Here is a 21651-nt window from a genome sequence, read left to right on the forward strand (position 1 = left end):
GATGGTGGAAATAGATACACCCAATCTTTGTTGCAGAGTTTTGTGGGCAGGAAGTCAAAGTATGTACACTTGAGGTAACTTGCAAACTATATGATCACAGACAGACAAACTCCCAAGAAATTATCCTGGCCATATCAATGGACTCTGTCAAAATTTTGATATATGCGGCCATAAAAAAAGGAGCTGTCGTAGTCATTCTGCTCTGAGGTTCGGTTCTGTAAAGCATCACCTGAAATTGACAAAAAAATCCATAGGGAATAACCTTTAAATTGAATACTACAATGTCTGTAATGGATAAAAGCCGAGCAGGGGCTTGTCAAAGGGGTATCTCCCCTTTGCGGCAGAAAACACTCTGGCCCTTACCCGCTTTGGCTGCAGAAGTTCAGATAGTCGCAGGTTCTTGTTTGTAATGACAGCTTTTCAGGAGTAAACACACTACTGTGGTGAGCAATGCCATTTGTCCGGGTAAAACATTCAATGATATCTTAACAGGTGCGGATTGAAATCAATTACTTCAGGCTCAATCAACAGAACTTTATTTCTGCTGGTTCTTGTTACAATATTACCAGTTGCAGCCATTATTCTCTATTCGGGGTTTGAATATCGAAAACTTTCCCTGGCAGATGCCAGGCAGAATGTTTTTCTCATCACTAAATCAATGGCGGAGTTTCAGCGCGATGTTACTCGTAACGTTGAACAGACGCTGGGTATTCTCTCTCTCCTCAACGAGATCCAGACCATGGAAGGTACAAAATCCACGGCCATATTCAAAACCATTGTCCGGCAAAATAAGGATTTTTTTAATATTAGTCTGGTCGATCTGGAGGGTAACATCGTTGCCTCCGCGAAGCCTTTTTCCTCAGAGGACAATTTTGCCCACCGAAAACATGTAAAGGATGCAATTCTACAGAAAAAGTTTGCTGTGGGAGAGTTTGTTATCGGCATACTGGGATCCCATGATACAGGCTTTACTTTTGCTGCTCCTGTTTTTGACGGGCAGCTTCAGCTGATTGGCGTGCTCACTGCACTCGTGAAGCTGGATTATTTTGCTGGTTTTCACGACTTTTCAAATCTGCCAAAGGACGCCTTCATATCTGTTACAGATTATCAGGGCATTCGTCTGTTTTATTATCCCCCGAAAAAAGACACCAATCCAATTGGGAAAAAGATAAAACAATCCAGCCTTGAAATAATCCAGCAGAGTCAGGTAAAGGGCGGGCAGGATGCTTTTTTTGAATATGGCTCAGATGGAATTCTCAAACTTTTTGCCTATCAGAAGATCAGTCTTCATGAGGGTGCCCCTCCATATATGTATGTCTGGGTTGGAATTCCTGAAAAGTATGTGTCTGGCCCGGCCCGGAATGCACTTTTTAGAAATTTATCGCTGCTTTTGGGCAGTATGCTGTTGTCGCTTATGATCTTCTTGTTCGTTGGCAAAAAGATGCTGACGGAGCCCATAAACAGACTAGTCGATATGACCCAGAAATTTACTGAAGGGGTACTGACACCATGTGTTGAGCCTTCAACTGGTCCCGATGAGTTGAGGATGCTCAATCAATCCTTTTTTGATATGGCCACAGAGCTTACCGCCAATCAACAGAGCATTCGAGAGAGTGAATATCGTTTCAGGGAAATCTTTACTAACATGACCAATGGCGTGGTCATTTTAGAGCCAGTGGACGACGGTGCTGATTTTATTGTCAAAGACATTAACACTGCAGGTGTCAGACAAGCCGGTTTATCCCGAGGGCAGCTTATCGGCAAAACGATTGTTACTGCTCTGCCGCAGATATTTGACAGCCGGTTTCTCCTGTTGTTGCAAAGGGTATATCAAACGGAGTCTACGGAATTCTATCCTGTCTCAACGTATGAGAATGAGAAAGTTCAGCTATGGATGGAGTGTTATGTGTTCAGACTGCCCGGTGGAGAGGTCGTTGTGGTTTATGACGATATTACAACGCGTAAACAGTTCGAGGAGGAGAGGGAGAGAAGTGAAGCAAAATTCCGCGCTGTCATTGATCATGCAAGCGATGCCATTTATATGAGCGATTACCATGGCAATATCATTCTGGCTAACCGGCGTGCCTGCGAGACCATGGGCTACCGTGAAGAGGAATTTCTGAATCTCAATGTCAAAGACATTGACCCTGATTTTGGTAGCAGAAAAGATAGAGCAAGTATCTGGGAGTCTCTTCAGGAAGGTGAAACGGGTATAATAGAGACCTGCCATAGACGCAAAGATGGGACAGTTTTCCCCGTAGAAGTGCATATTGGTCGTCTGTATATGGGAGGTCAAAATGCCGTCCTTGGCATTGCACGTGATATCTCATCGAGAAAAGAGTTTGAAGCATCGTTGAAAAAAAGCCAGGAGGAGTGGGAAAACACCTTCAATGCCATGAGTGACATCATCACTATCCAGGATAAGGATATGAATATCCTCAGGGCAAATAAAGCTTTTTATGACTTATTCAGTATAAGGAAAGAGGCATTACAAACAACGACCTGCCATGAACTCTTTCACAGCGACAAAAAAATATGCGACAACTGCCCCGCTCTCAGAACGATTGCGGAAGGTAAGGTCCACCGGGAAGAAATCAGGGACGAGAAATCAGGCAGAACCTATAGTGTATCGACCTGCCCTATTCTTGATGAGAACGGTGGGTTCGAGCATATTGTTCATATTGTCAAAGATATTACCGAAAGCAAAAAATTAGAAGAAGAGTTGTTCCAATCCCATAAGATGGAGGCTATCGGTACCCTGGCCGGAGGTATTGCCCACGATTTCAATAATATACTTTCTGCCATCATGGGATTTGCCGAATTCATTAAAGAAGATGTTCCTCCCGGCAGTCAGACGGCCGGGGATGCCGAAGAAATACTCAGCGCAGGGAACCGTGCCAAGGAACCCGTCAAACAGATTCTTACTTTTAGCCGGAGGAGGGGTCGCGAAAAATCTGTTATCCAGCCGCACCTGGTCGTCAAGGAAGCGGTCAATATGCTTCGTTCAACCATTCCGACAAGTGTAATGCTGGTTGAGGATATTCAGACGGACTGTTGTACAATTCTTGCCAACGCAACGAGTCTGCACCAGGTTGTTTTAAACCTGTGTGCCAACGCGCGGCATGCCATGACCGACGACAAAGGGGTGTTACAGGTTGAACTGAAAACAGTCGAGCGTGGGGCGGAAGATCTGCCCCATGAAAAAGACATCCAACCCGGTTCATTTGTGATGCTGCGGGTATCCGACAATGGTTGTGGAATGGGGGATGAAGAGCTGGGCCGCATTTTTGAGCCATATTACACGACCCGTGAGGTCGGCAAGGGGAGCGGTTTGGGACTCTCTGTAATCCTTGGTATAGTTGAAGAATGTAACGGTTTTATCGAGGTGGAAAGTGAACAGGGCCGTGGTTCTGTTTTCACAGCCTATTTCCCCTGCCATACCGAAGTGGATTCCGACCAAGCCGTTGTAACATCTGTTGCCGTGAAGAGCCAGGCTGAAATGAAACACCAGATACTTTTAGTCGATGATGAACCGCTGCTTTTGGAAATCAACGCAAGACGTCTGGAATATTTCGGCTGTCAGGTTACTACTGTTTCTGATAGTCGTCAGGCCTTGGAGCTGTTTGCCAAAGATCCGGGGCTCTTTGATCTGCTCATCACCGACCAGACGATGCCAGGTCTTACCGGGGAGGATCTGGCCGCAGAAATGCTCAGGCTGAGGCCGACCTTGCCGATTATTGTCTATACAGGTCATAGTGACAGTTTTACCGAAGAAAAGGCCCTCGCCATGGGTATTAAAAAATATATGCATAAACCATTGGTTGGTGATGAGTTAACCGACGCTGTAAATGAAGTTCTTCAAACGCCGTCTTGCACCACTTGAGAACCAATTTCTGAAAAAAATATCTGGACAAATGAAACGATTATGAACCGACCTGTACTTCTTTTTGACCTGGATGGAACGATCAGTGATCCGCTTGTGGGAATCTGGAGATGCATAAATTATGGTTTGACGTCTCTGGGGTATAAAGAACTTGAAAAACAGGCTGTTGGCAGATATATCGGTCCACCTCTTGATGAAACCTTCAGAGCCGTGACGGGTTGTGAGGATAAAGGGGAGGCTACAGCTTTTGTTGTGAAATTCCGGGAAAGATTTGCTGAGGTTGGTTTTTCTGAGAATACCCTCTATCCCGGGATTCCGGAAGCAATCTCGGCGTTGAAAGACAAAGGCTATAACCTTGGCATCTGCACCTCGAAGAGAGAAGATTTTGCCAGGACAATTCTGCAGATGTTTGGGCTGTATGGACAATTTCAATTTATCAGTGGCGGTGATATCGGCATCCACAAGTATCAGCAGATTGAAACGCTCATGGCTAACAAGACGATTGATGCACATGCCATCATGATAGGTGACAGGGCAACCGATATCATAGCAGGTCATCGAAATGGACTTGAAACAGCTGCTGTTTTGTGGGGCTATGGTACACGGACTGAGCTTGAGGCCGAAACGCCCCGGTATTATTTTGAAAAGGTCTCAGATTTACCCGAAATACTCCATTGAACCATTGGTTGGTTTGTAACTCTCGGTGCTCCCGTGCGTCGCTGTTGAAAAACCAAATATTGCAAATCTCAAAGTGCTTTCTCCACCTCTGGCTGTGCAATAAATATATATGTATGTCAATACAGTACATGAGGAGCAGGTACCAGATATTGCGGAAACTCTGCAAAGTATGAAAAGAGATGGCAGCTATGATCGAATTGTCTTTGAATCGGAAAAACTTTATTTCAACGGAGCTGTAGGCTAATGAACAGCAAGCAGAAGGCAACATTTCGGGTGAGATACTCTGTCGGTAGAAAATTTGCTGTCATTATAGCTCTTATCAGCCTTTTAGCAGGGATTGCCCTGGCACTGGTGCTCGCAAAAATTAACATCCGCCACGCGCACAATGAATTTCAACAAATGGTTGAGCGATTGCACCTCAGCTCCGAGAAGGCCCTGGTTAAAAGTTTGTGGCTGAAAAATGATGATATGGTCCAAAGTATCATCGAAGGATTGGACAATCTGCCCGGCGTGGAGGAAATCCGTTTGATTCAAGAAGACGGGCAGGTCATGCAGACAGGCAAAGCCATATCAAAAAAATATTATAGTCACACCCATGATCTTATCTTCAACTCTCTTGGCAAGGATATTTATCTGGGGAATCTGTCAATCACCATAGGGCTGGATGCGGTCAACAGGTCAATCTTCATTGACACCTTAAAATTATGTCTCGTCGTGGGAGTGTTGGCACTTTTGGTCGGCGTTGGTACGATATCAATATTTTATCTGCTCGTTGGCCGTCATCTGCAGGATATTGCCAGTCACTGTGCTGGGCTTGACTGGAGTAATCTCGCTATCCCGCTTGCCCTTAAACGTCGATTGAGTGAGTCTGGAGAGGATGAGTTAGGTCAGATAACAACCTCTCTTAATCAGACCTGTATCTCCCTTAAGAAAAAAATGTCGGAGGTACAGGAGAAAGAATCATTATTTAAGACAATTGTTGTCAACAGCAGTGATGCAATTTTACGTTTTGACAGAGATGGGAAAATAACCTACATCAACCCGGCGGCTCAAAAGCAACGGGCTGAAAAGTGGCAGGAATCGTTGGATGAAAAACTCGAGCCGGTTGTTTTCAAGCAGGTCTGTGAAGAAAAAGATTCGATTGAAGTGAAACTGCAATTTGATGGCGCAGTTGGCAAAAATCAGATGCGGTCATTTCAACTGAAACTTACCCCGGAGATTGGAAGTGATGGCAGTGTTGAGAGTATAATTGGTATTGCCCGTGATATCACGATTCAGGATCAAAAAGATAAACTCCTGCAGGCCGTATTTACCCATGCACCGATGCTTATGATCATTGAAGAAATTGACTCCGGAGAGGTCTATGATGTCAATGATAGATTCACGGCCACAACGGGATATTTGCGACAGGATATATTAGGTAAAAAACTGGTAGCCCTTGGATTTACCAGTGAGAGCAACCGTGGACTGATTAAAGAGCATCTTGACAAACAGGGTTTTTTTGATGACCTGGAAATGGATTTTGTTCACCGCGACGGCAGAACCCTGACCTTGCGTTGCAGTGGTCAGGTGATCAATGTCCTCGGTAATAAAAAAAGACTTTCCATCTGTCAAGATATTACCATGGAGAAAAAGATGCTTGTCGAACGACGCTCCATGGAGCAGCAACTTTTGCAGGCATCAAAGCTTGAGGCCATAGGCACTCTGGCAGGTGGAATAGCCCATGACTTTAATAATATTCTGATGGCCATCATTGGTTATGGCCAGATGGCACTGGAGGATACCCCGCGATCCTCCTCCGTGCATGGAGACCTGAAACAGATTTTACTTGCTGGCAGAAGGGCTGCGGAACTTACAAAACAGATCCTGCTTTTTAGCCGTCAGGGAATAGGGGAAATGGCTCCATACAAACTCCAGGGGATCGTAAAAGAGGTGGTCAAACTTCTGCGCTCAACAATTCCCGCAACCATCGAGCTTGTCACTGACATTGATGAGAAGAGCCGGGCAGCGCTTTTGGATCCTACACAGATTCATCAGGTTCTGATGAATATACTGACCAATGCAAGACAGGCGATAGGTGCAGGCCACGGGAAGATAACGATTGGATTGCGTGAGATTGACTGGAATGCCTCTCTGTTGTCTACAGATGGTCAGCCCCTGAAAAAAGGTAGTTATCTGGAGTTGATCATTGAAGATAGCGGGGCAGGGATGTCTCCTGAAGTTGTCTCCAGAATATTTGAACCTTTTTTTACGACCAAGGCCAAGGGTGAAGGTACCGGCATGGGAATGGCGGTGTGCCATGGAATTATAGCAAAGCACAAAGGCAGTATTGCCGTTGAATCGGCTCTTGGGGTCGGAACGAAATTTTCCATTTACCTGCCAGTGTCTGAAGAACAGGAGACGGCGAGGGCCGATCTCGTCGACAGGTCGGCGATGAAGGGCAGTGAGCGGCTTTTGCTGGTTGATGACGAAAAAGAACTGCTTGAGATGCAGCAGCGATCGCTTGAAAATCTTGGTTATCAGACGACAAGTTTTTTCAGCAGTGTTCAGGCCTTGGCATATTTTAAAAAACATTCAGACTCTATTGATATGGTCATTACCGACATGACGATTCCCCAGATGACAGGCGCTGAAATGTCAGAACAGATGCTTGCCCTTCGTCCGGACCTACCCATAATAATTTGTACCGGGTATAGCGAGGTTCTGGATGCGGATACGGCATCGAGAATGGGGATAGCATTTTTTGTTCTTAAACCGGTTATTATCCACCAGCTTGCAATTCAGATGCGAAAAATCTTTGATGGATCGGCTACAACGGCTACGGATATTACAGCCAATCCGGCACCCTGAATGGTCTTTTGGGAAGATTGCTGCGAAAGGGAACCTTGAAAAAAATGAAATTTGTTCAAGGTGGCTGCAACCGCGATAGTGAGGTACAGCCCGCCTGGTCGAGCCCTGGCACTTTGAAATACAATTTACAACAAACAACAGGGGGCAAATTAAAGAGACGGAAGTTGGGGGAGAAACGACAAAGGCTCTGTGTCTTGCTGTCGTTTACAACTACTTTAAGCGGAGAATAGATAATGGAACTTGTGATTGGAAATAAAAACTATTCAACATGGTCGCTCAGAGCCTGGCTGTTATTGGATGCATTTGGGCTTTCCTACACGGAGATTCAGGTCTCATTGGTGCAGGAAAATATTCAGGAGCGGCTGGGAAAGTATTCTGAGACAAGCAAGGTGCCGGTGTTAATTGATGGTTCTCTGAAGGTATGGGACTCGCTTGCAATCTGCGAGTATGTCTCAGAAAATTATCTGGACGGTGCAGGCTGGCCGGAAAAAATGGAGGATCGGGCGATAGCCCGGTCAATATGTGCCGAGATGCACTCTGGTTTTGCCGCCCTGAGAACCGAGTTGCCCATGAATTGCCGGGCAAAAAGGAAGGTGCAGTTCTCGGAGGCGGCTAAAGCAGATATCCAACGGATCGAAGAAATATGGTCCAATTACGCGGCCTCCTCCGGAGATGGGGGAATACGCTTGTTTGGACGATTTTCCATTGCCGATTGTTTTTTTGCCCCGGTGGCCCTGAGGTTTATGACCTATGGTATAACCCTGTCGACAAAAGCGGAGGCCTATGCCAACAGTCTGCTGCAACACCCATCCGTTGTCCGCTGGGTGACCCTTGCAAAACAGGAGACAGAAATCGTGGTGGAGGATGAAGCAGGGGAAGACGTGCAAGAGAACTGATCTGAATTGTTCATGATCTGAAATATTCAGGCGAGCTTGCCATTGTTGGCAGTTGCGAAAAGGATGCTCTTATATAAAGCGCTGTACGATTGACTCGATGATCTCATCGTAGTTCTCAGGAGTTGCGCCGAGGCTGGCACACAATTTCTGGGCGTTGGCTCGCCGAACCGGGTTGCTGAGGTCCTGAAGATAAGCAAAACGATGGGTCCTTCGGCCAATACAAAAGAGCATCTGTTCCGCAGCTGGAAGCTCCAGAAACTCCCGTACTGGCTGGATCATCTTTTCCTTGTCCGCCGGCCATTGACCGTCAATTTCAGAAAAGAGATTCAACACATGATCGCTTTTGATGGTGCTGTTGATCTCGCCCAGATTTTCAAGCCAGAGCAATAATTCCCGGGCTGTATCTACTTCTCCCATTTTGGCAAAATCCCCGTTCTGGTACTGCGCTGTCAGAGGGGCTCCGGAAGGCAGGGCAAGGGCCCTCAGGCGGATGAAATCAGGGTTGATCTGGTTGAGGGCGTCGGCGGTTTCCACGGCATGTTCTTTGGAAAGGTCTTTTCCTCCAAGGCCTGGCATAAAATATTCAGAGAGTTGAATTCCGGCCTTTTTCACTTTTTGTCCTGCAATAATGTGGGTTGCCTTGTCGACACCCTTTTTAACCTGCGTGAGAACCCGGTCGGAACCCGACTCCATGCCGATATGTATTCTGTTGAGACCAGACGCTGCCATGAGCCGCAGATCTTCGTCGCTGATTTTTGAGATGGTCTGTGATCTTGCGTAGGAGGTGATTCTCTCAAGCGTGGGAAAGGCCTTTTTGAGGTGAATAAGTATCTTTATAATATCACCAGGGGCGATGATAAGACTGTTGCCATCCTGAAAAAACACCGACTTCATCCCATTTGCCACAAAATTTGAGGCTGCATGGTAGGCGCTGAGATCGGGTTGATCAGCTCCCCCTGTCAGCTGCTGCAGGTCCTGGCGGGAAAGGGTGGTGCCGTTTCTGGCCGCATCGATAACGGCATCTGCATACAATGAAATTGTATCAATATCACGCAACACATGTTCAAGCGGTCGCTTGCTGAAGGTGCTGCCTTTGTAGAGGGAGCAAAAGGTACAGCGGTTCCAGGGACAGTTTCGGGTAATCCTGATCAGCAGACTGTCTGCCTCACTGGGGGGGCGGATCGGCCCCTGCTCAAATCCGCAGTATGATTCAATCTGTTTCATTTATCTGTGCTCTTGTAAAATTGTGATTTCAAGGGCCTCAGGTTTTCAGGCCTTTGTAGGCCTGTGCCTGAATAGCTGTAATTGCTACGGTGTTGACAATATCTGTGACCATACAGCCACGGCTGAGGTCGTTTACCGGTTTGTTGAGTCCCTGCATAATAGGCCCGATGGCCACGGCCCTGGCTGAGCGCTGCACCGCTTTATAGGTATTGTTGCCGGTGTTAAGATCCGGGAAGATGAAGACCGTGGCTTTACCGGCAACCTTGCTCTCAGGCATCTTGGTTGCGGCAACGACCGGGTCGACCGCCGCATCGTATTGGATCGGTCCTTCGATAAGCAGGTTGGGAGCCAGACTCTGGGCGAGTTCAGTGGCTCTTTTCACTTTGTCGACATCCTCACCGATTCCAGAGGTGCCAGAAGAATAGGAAAGCATCGCAACATAGGGTTTTACGCCGAAGAGTTCCGCTGTTTTGGCAGATTCTATGGCAATTTCCGCAAGCTGTTCTGCTGTAGGTCTTGGGTTGACGGCGCAGTCCCCATAGGCAAGGACCCTATCCTCAAGACACATGAAAAAAACCGACGACATGATAGTGGAGCCGGGTTTTGTCTTCACAAACTCAAGGGCGGGGCGGACGGTGTTCAGGGTGGAATGGACCGCGCCGGAAACCATTCCGTCGGCATGACCTTTATAGACCATCATGGTTCCATAGTAATTGACAGCCGACATTACATCTAAGGCGTTATCTGGTGTGATGCCTTTATGTTTCCGCAGTTTATAGTAGGTCTTGGCATAGTCAGAGAGAAGCTTTGAGTGGCTGGGATCGATAATCTTCACATCCTCTAAGGCAAGACCGAGAGCGTGAATTTTATTGCGGATACTCTGCACATTACCAAGAAGAATTATGTTTACGGCTTCCCGGTGGATCAGGATTTCCGCAGCTTTAAGGATCCTCTCGTCGTTACCTTCGGGCAGTACAATGGTCTGTTTGTGGGCCCGGGCTCTTTTAATCAGACCAAATTCGAACATTTTAGGCGTGGTAAAAAGCATACTGTAGCCGACGATACTTTTTCTCAGCTCAGTGGTCTGGACATGGGACTCAAACAGGCCGAGGGCGGAGGCAATTTTGAGGGAGGATTCAGGGGTAATGCAGTTGTGGATCTCCTTTATTTTCATGGCGGTGGTGAAGGTGTCCTCTTCAACCTTGATAATAGGGACGAGGTCGTCCGTTCCATGGAGCAGGTTGCGGAGGAGTTTATCCGGTTTGAGGTAACCGGTCAGAACGATGCCGCCAATATTGGGCAGATTAGAAGACCGGTAGGCGGCCAGGGTTCCAAGGATGATGTCAATGCGGTCAATGGGGGTGATGATGAGGTTGCCGTTTTCAATGCGTGGCAGAAAATTTCTGAGATTCATTGCCGCAATGACAAAGCGGGATACAACTCTGTTCATCTGCGTCTTACCGTGCAGAACTCTTGCATGGAGTGCATCGGCGATCTCTGCCATGGTCGGCTGGTCGAGCTTTTCTTCAAATGGGATAGAGTAGATCAGTCCAGTCTTATCCTTGAGCTGCTCTTTGAGCGATTGGAGCATTTGTTCCTGGAGGGCTACCGGGGTTCTGTTGACGATAATCGAGAGGATGGAGGAGCTTTTTTCTTCAAAAGATTCTATGGCAAAACGGCAGGATCGTACTACGTTTTCAATGGAACCCTTGTGGGCATTGGCGATCATCAGGACAGGACTGCCCAGATTGTTGGCAATTTCCACATTGAGTTCAAACTCAAAGGCGGAGGAGTCGCTCTCATAATCGGTTCCGATGCAGAGGACGAAATCGTATTCCGCTTCCAGGGCCTTGTAGCGGTCCAGGGTGTTTTCCAGGAGCTTGTCATACTGCTTGTCTGCCACCAGAGTTCTGGCTTCCTCGAAGGTGTAGGCGTACATCTGCCGGTAATCAATGTCCAGCTTGTAGTGGGAGGAAATCAGGTGGATGATTTCGTCCTCACCGTTTTTATTATGTTTGGTATTTACTATGGGGCGAAAAATAGCCACCCGGACGAGATTGCGAATGAGGAATTCCATGACACCAAGGGCCACAAGGGATATGCCGCTTTTGGGTTCCAGCGCTGTGATATAGAGATTTTTCGACATGTACCTTTCCTTTTAGAAATAACAAAAATCGAATAACAGAGGCGGATATCCGGCCAGTGTAGACCCTATAGAGGTAATTTGCATGGACTTTTTTAAAGGCCGGTTCTCATTTTCAGCTGAAAAAGGAGTGGGTGGAGTGCGTAGCAGAAAGGGGAGGGGCGGGGCAGCCAGAACGTATCATAGCCACCCCGGAGGAACGAGCACAAATCTTACTAATATTTAGCGTCGGCATATCCAACCCAGCCATCCGCTTCAACCAGGGCCTGGTCAAATTCAGAGAGGGTGAAGGATATGGTCTCTTCATCTTTTTCCGAGGAAAAATGAAGGGTCTTTTTCGCAAGATCCGTTGTGAGTGTGGTCTCCTGGCCTGCAAATTTTGCAAAAAGGCGGGCGATATCTTTTGGCTCCAGTTCTACGGCCATCATACCGCAGTTAAACATGTTCTGTTTAAAAATCCGGGCGTAACTCTCAGCTATGACAATATTGATATCATTGACCTCAAAGGCCCATGGGGCATGTTCTCTCGAAGAACCGCAGCCAAAGTTGGCCCGGGATATAACCACAGAACTTTTTTGTATATCGCGGGCGGGATCAAAGCCGTCTAGTGAGAGATCTTCCAGGAGAAAGGGTTGTAATGCTTCTTTAGTTATTTCGGTAAGATATCTTGCCGGAATAATCTCGTCAGTATTAATGTCAGAGCGGTCAAGAAACAGAACTTTGCCGTTAAAATCTTTCATTATTTATCTCCTGTAACATAAAGATTGGAGTTGCTGATATAGCCGTTTATTGCCGTAGCTGCAGCTGATGCCGGGCTCATGAGATGGACAGTGCCGCCTTTGCCCATGCGGCCGTTGAAGTTACGGTTGGTCGTTGAGGCACAGACTTCCCCTTCGGCCAAAACGCCGTTACTCATGCCAAGACAAGCACCACAGGTTGGATTGGTTACACAAAAGCCTGCATCCATAAAGGTCTTAATGATGCCTTCTTCGAGTGCCTGGCTGTAAATTTTCGGGGAAGCGGGAGAAACGATGCCTCTAACACCTGCCTTGACGTTGTTGCCTGCAAGAACCTTTGCTGCAATCCTCAGGTCTTCAATACGTCCGTTGGTACAGGAGCCGATATAAACCTGGTCAACTTTTTCACCTGTCATCTCACTTATTGGTTTGACCTGGTCAGGTTTAAAACCATAGGTTGCCACAGGTACCAGGGTAGAGGCATCGATGGTAATGACTTCAGTGTAGCCTGCGTCTGGGTCGGCGGTGAAAGCCTGATAACTCTTGAGGGCCTCATCTTTTGATGCAAACTCGTCCTTGATAAACTCCCACAGGTAGTCAACGGTAACCATGTCGGGGGCGCAGATGCCGGAGGTTCCACCCGCTTCAACGGCCATGTTGCAGAGGGTCATGCGGGCTTCCATTGACATCTTGTCAATAACATTACCTGTGAATTCAATAACTTTGTTGGTGGCACCGCTGACACCAAGTCTGCTGATTACTGCAAGAATAGCATCTTTAGCGTAAACCCCCTGTGGCAGTTCACCGGTAATCTCTATCTTGATCGATTCCGGATAGTGAAAGGCACAGACCCCTTTGAGTATACCGACTTCAAGATCAGTTGTACCAACGCCCGCTGCAAAAGCACCAAAGGCTCCATGGGTACAGGTGTGGGAGTCGCCCATTATAACGGTGTAGCCCGGGCGGACAAAGCCTTTTTCTGGAAAAATGGCGTGGCATACGCCGTTCTGGCCGATATCAAAAAAGTCGACGATGTTGTTGCGTTGTGCCCATTCCCGTAAAATCTTTCCCTGCATAGCAGTCTTCGAGTCTTTTGCAGGCGTGACGTGGTCAATCACCGCCTTGATCTTCGTGGGATCAAAAACCCTGTCCATCCCTCGGGCCACAAGGTCGTTAATGGCCACCGGGGTCGTGATTTCGTGACAAAACACAGCATCAAGGCGAATGACATGGATATCACCAAAAGGATTATCCACCTTGTGCGAATCAAATATCTTTTCCGCAATTGTTTTTCCCATAATGTCCTCCGGGATTAATTTTGTTTTCACTGCTTTTCTTTAATATGTTTTTTGTTTCGTTATCCACTGAACATACCGCGGGGAGGTGCCACCACCCATATGGCTTTCAGTATCCCAGTTCCACTGTTGGCGAACAGATGGGGGATATCAGATGGAAAGGAAACGCTATCTCCCTGTTGAAGATCGTAGGACTCATTCCCATATATTAAACGCGCCTGGCCCTTGAGGATAACCCCGAATTCCCAGCCGGAATGTCCATATTCCCGGTCGCCTTTCTCGCCACCGGCTTCAATTTCCAACAGAAAAGCTTCGATAGCTGGGTCGCCTGTTTCACCAGCGGCGATGGAAAGCTGCTGAATGGTCATTTTGTTGCGGCTGATACTGTCCCTGTCTTCCCGTCTGACAATAGCTACCTTTCTTTTCTGTCGGTAATCGCTAAACAGGTACTCGTAGTCGATATCTAAAATATCGGCAATGAGGAGCAGGGTGTCTATTGAGGGGGAAACTTTGTTTCTTTCAATCTGTGAAACAAGGCTTTCACTGACGCCTGCTTGTGCTGCAACATCCCTCAGAGTGAGCTTTTTTCGCTCACGTACCGCCCTCAGCTTCTCACCAAATTTATATTTCATCTTTGACTTTATCAATACTGCACCTCCTGAAGTATATATAAAAAATATCCTTATCTGTTGTCAAGAAGAAACAGGGTAGAAATTATGCAAACCAGTTTTATAGTTCACGACTTTATATTGCACCAGGAATCAGTTATCATTATGCAAATCGGCAGATAGTTTTTAGAGGAATTCTATGAGGGGAAACTATGATCACTCGGCTCTGTTGGTCCATTGGGCTAGGCATCCTGTTGCTGTCTTCGGTTTCGCTGTTGGCGGCTCCTGTTCCGGATAAAAAGCCAGAAAACTGGGGGGCAGAGCAGGGAGACGACCTCCCTCTATTAGCTGCAGAAAACGAGCAGCTTGTAGATAATGCCCAGATTCAGGCCACCGAGTTTTTATACCAGACGGCTGAGTGGATTGATTCGTTCTTTGATGATGGCCGTTTTTCAGCAGAAGACAATGAGAGTAGGGCAACCCTGAAACTTTCCATGGGCTACTCGGAAAATGATAACTTTGAGATAAAGCCGCGCCTTGACGTACGTCTTAAGTTGCCAAAACTTTCCAGTCGTACCCAACTTATAATTGAAGCAGCGGAAGATACAGATTTCAACATAGATGATAGCCCGGTCGATGATTATCCACAGCATGAAGATTCTGAGAACAGCCAGTTGCAGGCTGCACTCAGGTTTTTTCTCAAAGAAAGTGATACCTATAACTTCTCTTTCGATGCAGGTGGCTCGTGGGATTATCTCTACGGCAGTTTCAGGGCCCGTGCCATTCAGGATTTTGATGACTGGCTTGGACGTTTTACCAACAGATTGCGCTGGTATACCGATGATGGTTGGGAGAATCGGGTAACGTATGATCTAGAATCTCAGTTCACTGACGAGTTATTTTTCCGAGCCACAACGAGCCTGAATTATTATGAGACCAGGGACGGTTTTCCTCATTCCCAGACATTTCGTCTCTATCAGGTGTTAAACTCGATTCGTGCTCTCTCCTACGAAACTGGAATCTATTTTGATACCGAGCCCAGCTATAAGATGTCTGATCTTCGATTTATCGTAAGATATCGCCAACGTTTTTACCGCGATTGGCTTATTCTGGAAATTTCTCCTCAGTTAAACTTTCCAGAAGACCATGACCGTGAAGCGAACCCTGGCATTATTTTCAAACTCGAGGCATCATTTGGCAATAATGCCAATGAAGAGGGATATAAAAAGATCTTTAAATGACCTGATACGTTTTCCGCGCAGACTTCACCTGTTTGTGGATCTGATAGAGAAAGCCGGGCTAAAGTTTCCAGCCCCAGTAATGAAGAAATCCGGGGAAATCTTTCAGATCTGAATTTTTCCTCTGCCAGAATTTCAGGCTGGTGTAGAAGGGAAGCTGGGTTGTATCGCTGTTGCCATAGGCTTTGTCTTCGCCCACATGCCAGTCCAGGGCCCACCAGCTGATGAGCAGTCTTTCCAGGATCTTCCGGTTATTTTTTACGTAGCCTTTTCTGCTCCCGGCTTCTTCAAAAAATGAAACCAGCTCATTTTGGTAGGGGAGCTTGTGTAAATGTTCCATAGGCTGGGTGTCCATCTGAAAATAGAGCGGAGGTGCGAGGGTATCAAGAGAGCCTGGCGGGTTCTGGGAGATGGCACTGATTCGATGGGTCCCGTCTTCAATGGTGAAATAGTAAGGTTTGTATGGCAGTCCTTCCAGTTTGCTTGGAAGAGTGTAGCCGAAAACAGATTGGTTTTTTGGGGGCCAGTTGGCAGGGTAGGTCTTTTCAGACAACTTGGAGGTCGGAAAAAAAGCAAGATAGCAGCCGCAGGTGTGTACGGTTGTGATAAGAACGAGATCACTTTCCTGGTCCAAGGTGTAAATAATGAGAAGCCCCGGGTTGTTACCGGCAGTGAGGTTAAGACTACAGAGCCCGAAAGGTACTTTTTGAAAATGTATACGGTAGACAAGGTTTGTGTATTTGTTTTCCGGGGTTTCAAAGCGGCTGGTTTCAAAATAAAGGGTTGCCGTCTCGCTGTTGACCCTGGCGGTTGGCTGGCCTTTTTCCGCAACTATTTCAGGCGTGCCAATTTTGTTGTACTCTTTAGTGGCGGCCCGGACATAAAAATAAGGCAGTAGTGAGCTTGCAAGCTGAGGGGTGGGGGCTGTGGGAGAGAATGTTCCGGCCTGGTCTGTTAATTGATATGTGCTGCAACAACTGCTAAAACAAAAAGGCAGGGTGAGAATCAAAAGCCAGAGCAGAAAAGGTTGTTTCATGGCAAGCCCTTACCTGGCACGAATAAACCAGAAGAGATGAACCGGCTACAGACCCGCAGGTATGTAGCCGGGTGATTACTTAAATATCCATATTTGCTGGCTCATAGTACTCTTTCGGGTGCTTGCAGCTTGGACATTTTGGTGGAGGCTCAGTGCCGGTATATTTGTAACCACACAGTGAGCATTTCCATTTGATTGGCTCTTTACGGGTAAAAACAGTGCCGTTTTGTACCATTTCGAGGAGTTTTTTGTATCTTTCCCGGTGCTCTGCTTCAATTTTACCGATCTGGGTGAACAGCATGGCTGCTTCCATATTACCTTCTTCTTCGGCTTCTTTGGCAAAGGTGGGGTACATGGAAGTTGTTTCGTAATTTTCCCCGTCCATTGCTTCTTTCAGGTTTGCAGCGGTGTCACCAATTCCACCCAACATCTTGAAGTGGTCATTTGCGTGGCGCATCTCATTCATTGCAGTTTCTTCAAAGATATTTGCAATATAATGGTATCCTTCTTTGCGTGCGACTTTAGCAAAAAAAGTATACATGTTGCGGGCCTGGGATTCGCCTGCGAATGCCGCCTTAAGGTTTTCAGTGGTTTTGCTCATGTAATTCTCCATGCATCTAGGATTTGTAAGAATGCCTACAATGTAACAATAGGCGCTATTAATAAAGAATGATTATCATTAACACAACTAGGGATACTCTGTCAATTGGATTTTCCATCTTAGCATAATTGAAAACAATTTCCTTTTCGATAAAAGTTATTTCACCGTTGAGCACCTGGATAACACAGTGAGCCTATACAGAGAAGTTCTTGGGATCCTGCTGGGAAAATAATGAAGGAAGAAACGAAAAAATAATAGCTTAGACGAGAAAAATGACATTTTTATATATTTTTGTGTGGATTTATTGTCGATTCCAGTTTACTATACGCTGTTGTTCAGATTATTTTTCGGGTGTACGGTGAGTTCGCCTTCACTTGATGTGATATCGTTGAGGTCTTTTCAGAATAACCTGCGTATAACGTGTTGATATCACGAATGAGTCAGTTGAGTAAGGGGCTGCAGCATGCTGTGGCTCCTTACTTTTTTATTTTCACGAAGCTTGCACAAGCTAGGCCGGGAGCAACCGGTTGGCAACGTTGTAGAGGACAGCAGCCATGAACACGGATTTATCAAAAGTAAGAAATATAGGTATCAGTGCCCATATCGACTCGGGAAAGACTACTTTGACCGAGCGTATCCTGTACTACACCAAAAGAATCCACGCTATTCATGAAGTGCGTGGCAAAGATGGTGTCGGTGCGAAAATGGATTCCATGGAACTTGAAAAAGAACGTGGTATTACTATCCAGTCAGCCGCAACCTACTGCTCCTGGAACGGTATTGATATCAATATCATTGATACGCCCGGCCACGTAGATTTCACGGTTGAGGTAGAGCGCGCACTGAGGGTACTCGATGGTGCCGTTCTAGTTCTCTGTTCTGTAGGTGGTGTTCAGTCACAATCTATTACAGTGAACAGGCAGATGACCAGGTACAACGTTCCGCGTGTCGCTTTCATCAACAAGTGTGACCGTACCGGGGCCAATCCTGCAAAGGTTACAGGACAATTAAGAGACAAACTTGGTTTGAATGCACACATGATGCAGATGCCGATCGGTCTCGAAAATGATCTGAAAGGTGTTGTTGATCTCATCACCATGAAAGCCGTCTACTTTGAAGGTGAAAATGGAGACGATATCCGCATTGCTGATATCCCGGCTGATATGCAGGATGAGGCAGCTGAAAAACGTGAAGCCCTCGTTGAGGAAGTCTCAATGTATTCAGAGGAGCTCATGGAGGCTCTTTTAGAAGAAGGTGATATCGATAATCAGCTTATCTATGATGCCGTTCGTAAGGGAACCCTTAGCCTTGAGTTCACTCCTGTCTTTGTTGGTTCAGCCTACAAGAACAAAGGTGTTCAGTCATTGCTTGACGCGGTTGAACAATACCTGCCTTGTCCCACAGATGTAACGAATATGGCATTGGATCTAAAAAATGAAGAGAGTGAATTTGCGGTCACCAATGACCCTAAAGATCCTCTTATCATGCTCGCCTTCAAACTCGAAGACGGTCGTTATGGTCAGCTTACCTATGTGCGTACCTATCAGGGACATCTCAATAAGGGTGATACTGTCTACAATAGCCGTACCGGCAAAAAGGTGAAAATTGGCCGTCTCTGTCGTATGCATTCCAATGAAATGGAAGAGATTGAAAACTGTGGGTCCGGCGATATCGTCGCGCTTTTCGGAGTCGACTGCGCCTCAGGTGATACCTTTACCACCGATGAGATATCCTGCTCCATGACATCAATGCATATTCCCGAGCCTGTTATCTCCCTTGCGGTTATTCCAACAGATAACAAAGCCCAGATAAACATGTCCAAGGCGCTGAATCGTTTCACCAAGGAAGATCCAACCTTTAAGACCTTTGTTGATCATGAGACTGGAGAAACCATTATATCCGGTATGGGTGAGCTGCACCTTGAGGTCTATATCGAGCGGATGAAACGTGAATATGGTGCCTCGGTAGAAGTTGGTGCTCCACAGGTTGCGTACAGAGAAACCATTTCTGAGCGTGCTGATTTTAACTATACCCATAAAAAACAAACGGGTGGTTCCGGTCAGTACGGTCGTGTTGCCGGTTTCCTTGAGCCTATCGAAGAAGAATACGAATTTGTTGACAGTATTGTCGGTGGTGTTATTCCCCGTGAATTCATCGGTTCCTGTGATAAAGGCTTTAAAAAGAGTCTTGAGAAGGGTTCACTCTGTGGCGCTCCAATCACTGGTGTACGATGTACCATTAACGATGGAGCCTACCATGCGGTGGATTCATCTGACGTGGCCTTTCAGCTTGCTTCCGTTGGTGCGTTTAAAGAAGGCTACCTCAAGGCAAAACCTGTGATCATGGAACCAATCATGAAAGTTGCCGTTGAAGGACCTTCAGAGTTCCAGGGTGCAATTATGGGCTCAGTCAACCAGCGTCGCGGTATGATCATTGGTAGTACTGAGGAAGGTAATTATTCAGTCATTGAAGCAGAAGTACCTCTTTCAGAGATGTTTGGGTATTCGACGACTCTACGCTCCCTTACTCAGGGTAAAGCAGAATTTACCATGGAGTTCTCCTCTTATAAGCCAGTGCCTAAGAGTGTAAGCGAAGAACTCATCAAAGCCTATCAGGACGAGCGTAAGAACGCTTGATATTCTAAACGGTAAAGGCTAAAACAGAAAGAAGTCCTTGATAACACAAAGCGACTTCTCGTCGATGCTAGGTAACGATCATTTAAGGAATATAAAAGAGGTGAACTGCCATGGAAAATGATTTGGTTGTAAATAACTCACTCCGGGCTCTAGGGTTAGAAAATAGCTCAGCAGAAGGAAAACAGTCCATGGGACTGGTGATGGCGAGAGCCGGTCTTGGTAAAACTGCTATCCTTGTCCAGTTTGCATTGGATTGCATGTTGCTTGGCAACAAGGTACTGCACGTTGCAATTGGTGAGGGTGTAGATAAGACAAGAGCCTGGTATGATGATATTCTTGCTGTTCTCACCGATGGTGAGAAAATAGAAACCATTCCTGAGATCATGCACAATCGTATGATTATGACGTTCAAAGAGAGTGGCTTTTCAAAAGCCCTGTTTGAAGAACGACTTGAAGATTTGGTGAAGCAGGGAATATACCAACCACAATGTCTTATTATAGATGGATACGATTTTGAGGGTAACACTAAGGAATCCCTGGAGGAATTCAAAGCTTTCATGCTTGAGCAGGGTTTGAAAATGATCTGGTTCTCGGCAGTAAGTCACCGTGGAGACGAGCGTGTTTCTGCGTCTGGTGTTCCTGCACCATGTCATGACCTTGACAGCGTATTTGATACGGTTCTTCTCATTAACCCATCAAAAGATGAAATGAAACTTGATATCATCAAGTGCGATACTGGTTCCATTGATCCCGGTACAACCCTGTTGTTAGATCCATCGACCATGCTTTTGAAAAAAGCATAACAAAGGTCGTTGTTATATCGGGCACCTGTTACAGGTTCCCCGACAGAGTAAAGGCGGGATGCTATTGCAGGCATCTCGCCTTTTTTTTGTATTGGGGGGGCTGATGGGATGGAGAATTCGGTACCCTGAGGTTTTTGTGGCATGTTGAAGCCATGATTGTACAAATAAAGTCAGTTGTGGCGAAGTTATTTTTTAAGGGAAAATTTCTATGAGATTGAGACCATGTATAGATTTACACGCTGGGCTTGTAAAGCAGATTGTCGGTTCAACGCTTTGTGATGACAAGCCTGCTGCTGTGCAGACAAATTTTGTGGCCCAACATCCACCTTCCTGGTTTTCCTCTCTCTACAAAAAAGATAATCTGACTGGCGGGCATATCATCAAACTGGGGCCGGGTAATGATGAGGCAGCCATAGAGGCGCTTGCTGCCTGGCCCAAGGGGATGCAGCTTGGCGGTGGAGTAACAGCAGATAATGCCAGGTTCTGGCTTGAGCAGGGGGCATCCCATGTGATTGTTACCTCTTTTGTTTTTAAGGACGGTGCCATCAATATGGCTCGACTCAGGAGACTTGTCGAGGCGGTTGGAAAGAAACGAATCGTTCTTGATCTTAGCTGCAGGAAAAAGGATAACGATTATTACATAGTAACTGACCGTTGGCAAAAATTTACCCAGGTTAAAATTGATCGACAGGTTGTCGATGAGCTTGCCAATTATTGTGATGAGTTTTTGATCCATGCAGCAGACGTTGAAGGAAAATGTAACGGTATTGAGGAGGAGCTGGTGCGAAAACTCGGAGCCTGGGTGACGTTACCGACAACTTACGCAGGGGGCGTGCGGAATCTTTCCGATCTTCAGCTCATAAAAGATCTCGGAGCTGATCGGCTTGATGTCACCGTAGGAAGTGCTCTGGATATCTTTGGTGGAAATGAGCTGAGCTACCGTGATGCCGTAGATTTCTGCAGCAGACAGGAAAAGGAGGCTTTGAAAAGATAATCTGTATTTCTCATGTGCGTTTTCTTGAC

Annotated in this window: 15 protein-coding genes; 8 read left to right on the forward strand and 7 right to left on the reverse strand. The window is 46.5% G+C overall.

The window, feature by feature from the left end; translation table 11 throughout:
• The first annotated feature begins 499 nt into the window (after window positions 1-499).
• The 4 genes from FCL48_RS19200 to FCL48_RS19215 all read left to right on the forward strand — a co-directional run bounded on the left by FCL48_RS19200 (window position 500) and on the right by FCL48_RS19215 (window position 8307).
• Window positions 500-3883 carry a PAS domain S-box protein gene (locus FCL48_RS19200; RefSeq protein ID WP_136874651.1) on the forward strand — a complete coding sequence of 1128 codons (3384 nt, stop codon included), beginning with the start codon at window positions 500-502 and terminating at the stop codon, window positions 3881-3883.
• 42 nt (window positions 3884-3925) lie between these two features.
• Window positions 3926-4561 carry an HAD-IA family hydrolase gene (locus FCL48_RS19205; RefSeq protein WP_136874653.1) on the forward strand — a complete coding sequence of 212 codons (636 nt, stop codon included), beginning with the start codon at window positions 3926-3928 and terminating at the stop codon, window positions 4559-4561.
• A gap of 243 nt (window positions 4562-4804) precedes the next feature.
• The gene (locus FCL48_RS19210) at window positions 4805-7411 is read left to right on the forward strand and encodes an ATP-binding protein (RefSeq protein WP_136874655.1); all 2607 of its coding nucleotides are present in this window, start codon (window positions 4805-4807) and stop codon (window positions 7409-7411) included.
• Between the two features lie 233 nt (window positions 7412-7644).
• Window positions 7645-8307: a glutathione S-transferase family protein gene (locus FCL48_RS19215; RefSeq protein WP_136874657.1), complete on the forward strand. Its 663-nt coding sequence runs from the start codon at window positions 7645-7647 to the stop codon at window positions 8305-8307.
• Window positions 8308-8376: 69 nt separating this feature from the next.
• Here the strand turns inward: FCL48_RS19215 and FCL48_RS19220 are convergent, their stop codons facing one another.
• From FCL48_RS19220 to FCL48_RS19240, 5 genes are all read right to left on the reverse strand, one after another.
• The gene (locus FCL48_RS19220) at window positions 8377-9531 is read right to left on the reverse strand and encodes a radical SAM protein (RefSeq protein WP_136874659.1); all 1155 of its coding nucleotides are present in this window, start codon (window positions 9529-9531) and stop codon (window positions 8377-8379) included.
• A gap of 37 nt (window positions 9532-9568) precedes the next feature.
• Window positions 9569-11677: a phosphate acetyltransferase gene (pta, locus tag FCL48_RS19225; protein WP_136874661.1), complete on the reverse strand. Its 2109-nt coding sequence runs from the start codon at window positions 11675-11677 to the stop codon at window positions 9569-9571.
• A gap of 212 nt (window positions 11678-11889) precedes the next feature.
• Window positions 11890-12414, reverse strand: a complete 525-nt coding sequence (locus FCL48_RS19230; RefSeq protein WP_136874663.1) for a 3-isopropylmalate dehydratase small subunit 2 — start codon at window positions 12412-12414, stop codon at window positions 11890-11892.
• Window positions 12414-13709, reverse strand: coding sequence for a 3-isopropylmalate dehydratase large subunit (locus FCL48_RS19235; RefSeq protein ID WP_136874664.1), 1296 nt, complete (start codon window positions 13707-13709; stop codon window positions 12414-12416). The genes FCL48_RS19230 and FCL48_RS19235 overlap by 1 nt, the downstream gene beginning before the upstream one ends.
• A gap of 59 nt (window positions 13710-13768) precedes the next feature.
• On the reverse strand, window positions 13769-14353 hold the full coding sequence (locus FCL48_RS19240; protein WP_205747772.1) for a helix-turn-helix domain-containing protein: 585 nt from the start codon (window positions 14351-14353) through the stop codon (window positions 13769-13771).
• A 173-nt stretch (window positions 14354-14526) separates the two neighbouring features.
• On the opposite strand from FCL48_RS19240, the gene FCL48_RS19245 reads away from it, so the two are divergent.
• A complete protein-coding gene (locus tag FCL48_RS19245; RefSeq protein ID WP_136874666.1) occupies window positions 14527-15555 on the forward strand; it encodes a hypothetical protein in 1029 nt (342 codons plus the stop codon).
• A gap of 58 nt (window positions 15556-15613) precedes the next feature.
• Here the strand turns inward: FCL48_RS19245 and FCL48_RS19250 are convergent, their stop codons facing one another.
• Both FCL48_RS19250 and rbr read right to left on the reverse strand, forming a co-directional pair.
• Window positions 15614-16588 carry a hypothetical protein gene (locus FCL48_RS19250; protein WP_136874668.1) on the reverse strand — a complete coding sequence of 325 codons (975 nt, stop codon included), beginning with the start codon at window positions 16586-16588 and terminating at the stop codon, window positions 15614-15616.
• A 79-nt stretch (window positions 16589-16667) separates the two neighbouring features.
• Window positions 16668-17189, reverse strand: a complete 522-nt coding sequence (gene rbr, locus FCL48_RS19255) for a rubrerythrin (protein WP_305791030.1) — start codon at window positions 17187-17189, stop codon at window positions 16668-16670.
• 554 nt (window positions 17190-17743) lie between these two features.
• Here rbr and fusA point away from each other — a divergent pair.
• The 3 genes from fusA (at window position 17744) to hisA (ending at window position 21622) form a co-directional block, all read left to right on the forward strand.
• A complete protein-coding gene (gene fusA / locus FCL48_RS19260) occupies window positions 17744-19825 on the forward strand; it encodes an elongation factor G (RefSeq protein WP_136874672.1) in 2082 nt (693 codons plus the stop codon).
• Between the two features lie 110 nt (window positions 19826-19935).
• Window positions 19936-20628, forward strand: a complete 693-nt coding sequence (locus FCL48_RS19265) for a hypothetical protein (protein ID WP_136874674.1) — start codon at window positions 19936-19938, stop codon at window positions 20626-20628.
• Between the two features lie 208 nt (window positions 20629-20836).
• Window positions 20837-21622, forward strand: a complete 786-nt coding sequence (gene hisA, locus FCL48_RS19270; RefSeq protein ID WP_136874676.1) for a phosphoribosylformimino-5-aminoimidazole carboxamide ribotide isomerase — start codon at window positions 20837-20839, stop codon at window positions 21620-21622.
• Window positions 21623-21651 lie beyond the last annotated feature (29 nt).

The sequence above is a fragment of the Desulforhopalus sp. IMCC35007 genome, assembly GCF_005116575.1.
GTDB lineage: Bacteria > Desulfobacterota > Desulfobulbia > Desulfobulbales > Desulfocapsaceae > Desulforhopalus_A.

Bases quoted from the DNA above. Each gene is read 5' to 3' on its own strand.
- FCL48_RS19235 (WP_136874664.1), bottom strand. From the start codon at position 13,709: ATGGGAAAAACAATTGCGGAAAAGATATTTGATTCGCACAAGGTGGAT.
- FCL48_RS19220 (WP_136874659.1), bottom strand. From the start codon at position 9,531: ATGAAACAGATTGAATCATACTGCGGATTTGAGCAGGGGCCGATCCGC.
- fusA (WP_136874672.1), top strand. From the start codon at position 17,744: ATGAACACGGATTTATCAAAAGTAAGAAATATAGGTATCAGTGCCCAT.
- FCL48_RS19210 (WP_136874655.1), top strand. From the start codon at position 4,805: ATGAACAGCAAGCAGAAGGCAACATTTCGGGTGAGATACTCTGTCGGT.
- FCL48_RS19265 (WP_136874674.1), top strand. From the start codon at position 19,936: ATGGAAAATGATTTGGTTGTAAATAACTCACTCCGGGCTCTAGGGTTA.
- FCL48_RS19215 (WP_136874657.1), top strand. From the start codon at position 7,645: ATGGAACTTGTGATTGGAAATAAAAACTATTCAACATGGTCGCTCAGA.
- pta (WP_136874661.1), bottom strand. From the start codon at position 11,677: ATGTCGAAAAATCTCTATATCACAGCGCTGGAACCCAAAAGCGGCATA.
- FCL48_RS19250 (WP_136874668.1), bottom strand. From the start codon at position 16,588: ATGAAACAACCTTTTCTGCTCTGGCTTTTGATTCTCACCCTGCCTTTT.
- FCL48_RS19230 (WP_136874663.1), bottom strand. From the start codon at position 12,414: ATGAAAGATTTTAACGGCAAAGTTCTGTTTCTTGACCGCTCTGACATT.
- FCL48_RS19205 (WP_136874653.1), top strand. From the start codon at position 3,926: ATGAACCGACCTGTACTTCTTTTTGACCTGGATGGAACGATCAGTGAT.
- FCL48_RS19245 (WP_136874666.1), top strand. From the start codon at position 14,527: ATGATCACTCGGCTCTGTTGGTCCATTGGGCTAGGCATCCTGTTGCTG.
- rbr (WP_305791030.1), bottom strand. From the start codon at position 17,189: ATGAGCAAAACCACTGAAAACCTTAAGGCGGCATTCGCAGGCGAATCC.
- hisA (WP_136874676.1), top strand. From the start codon at position 20,837: ATGAGATTGAGACCATGTATAGATTTACACGCTGGGCTTGTAAAGCAG.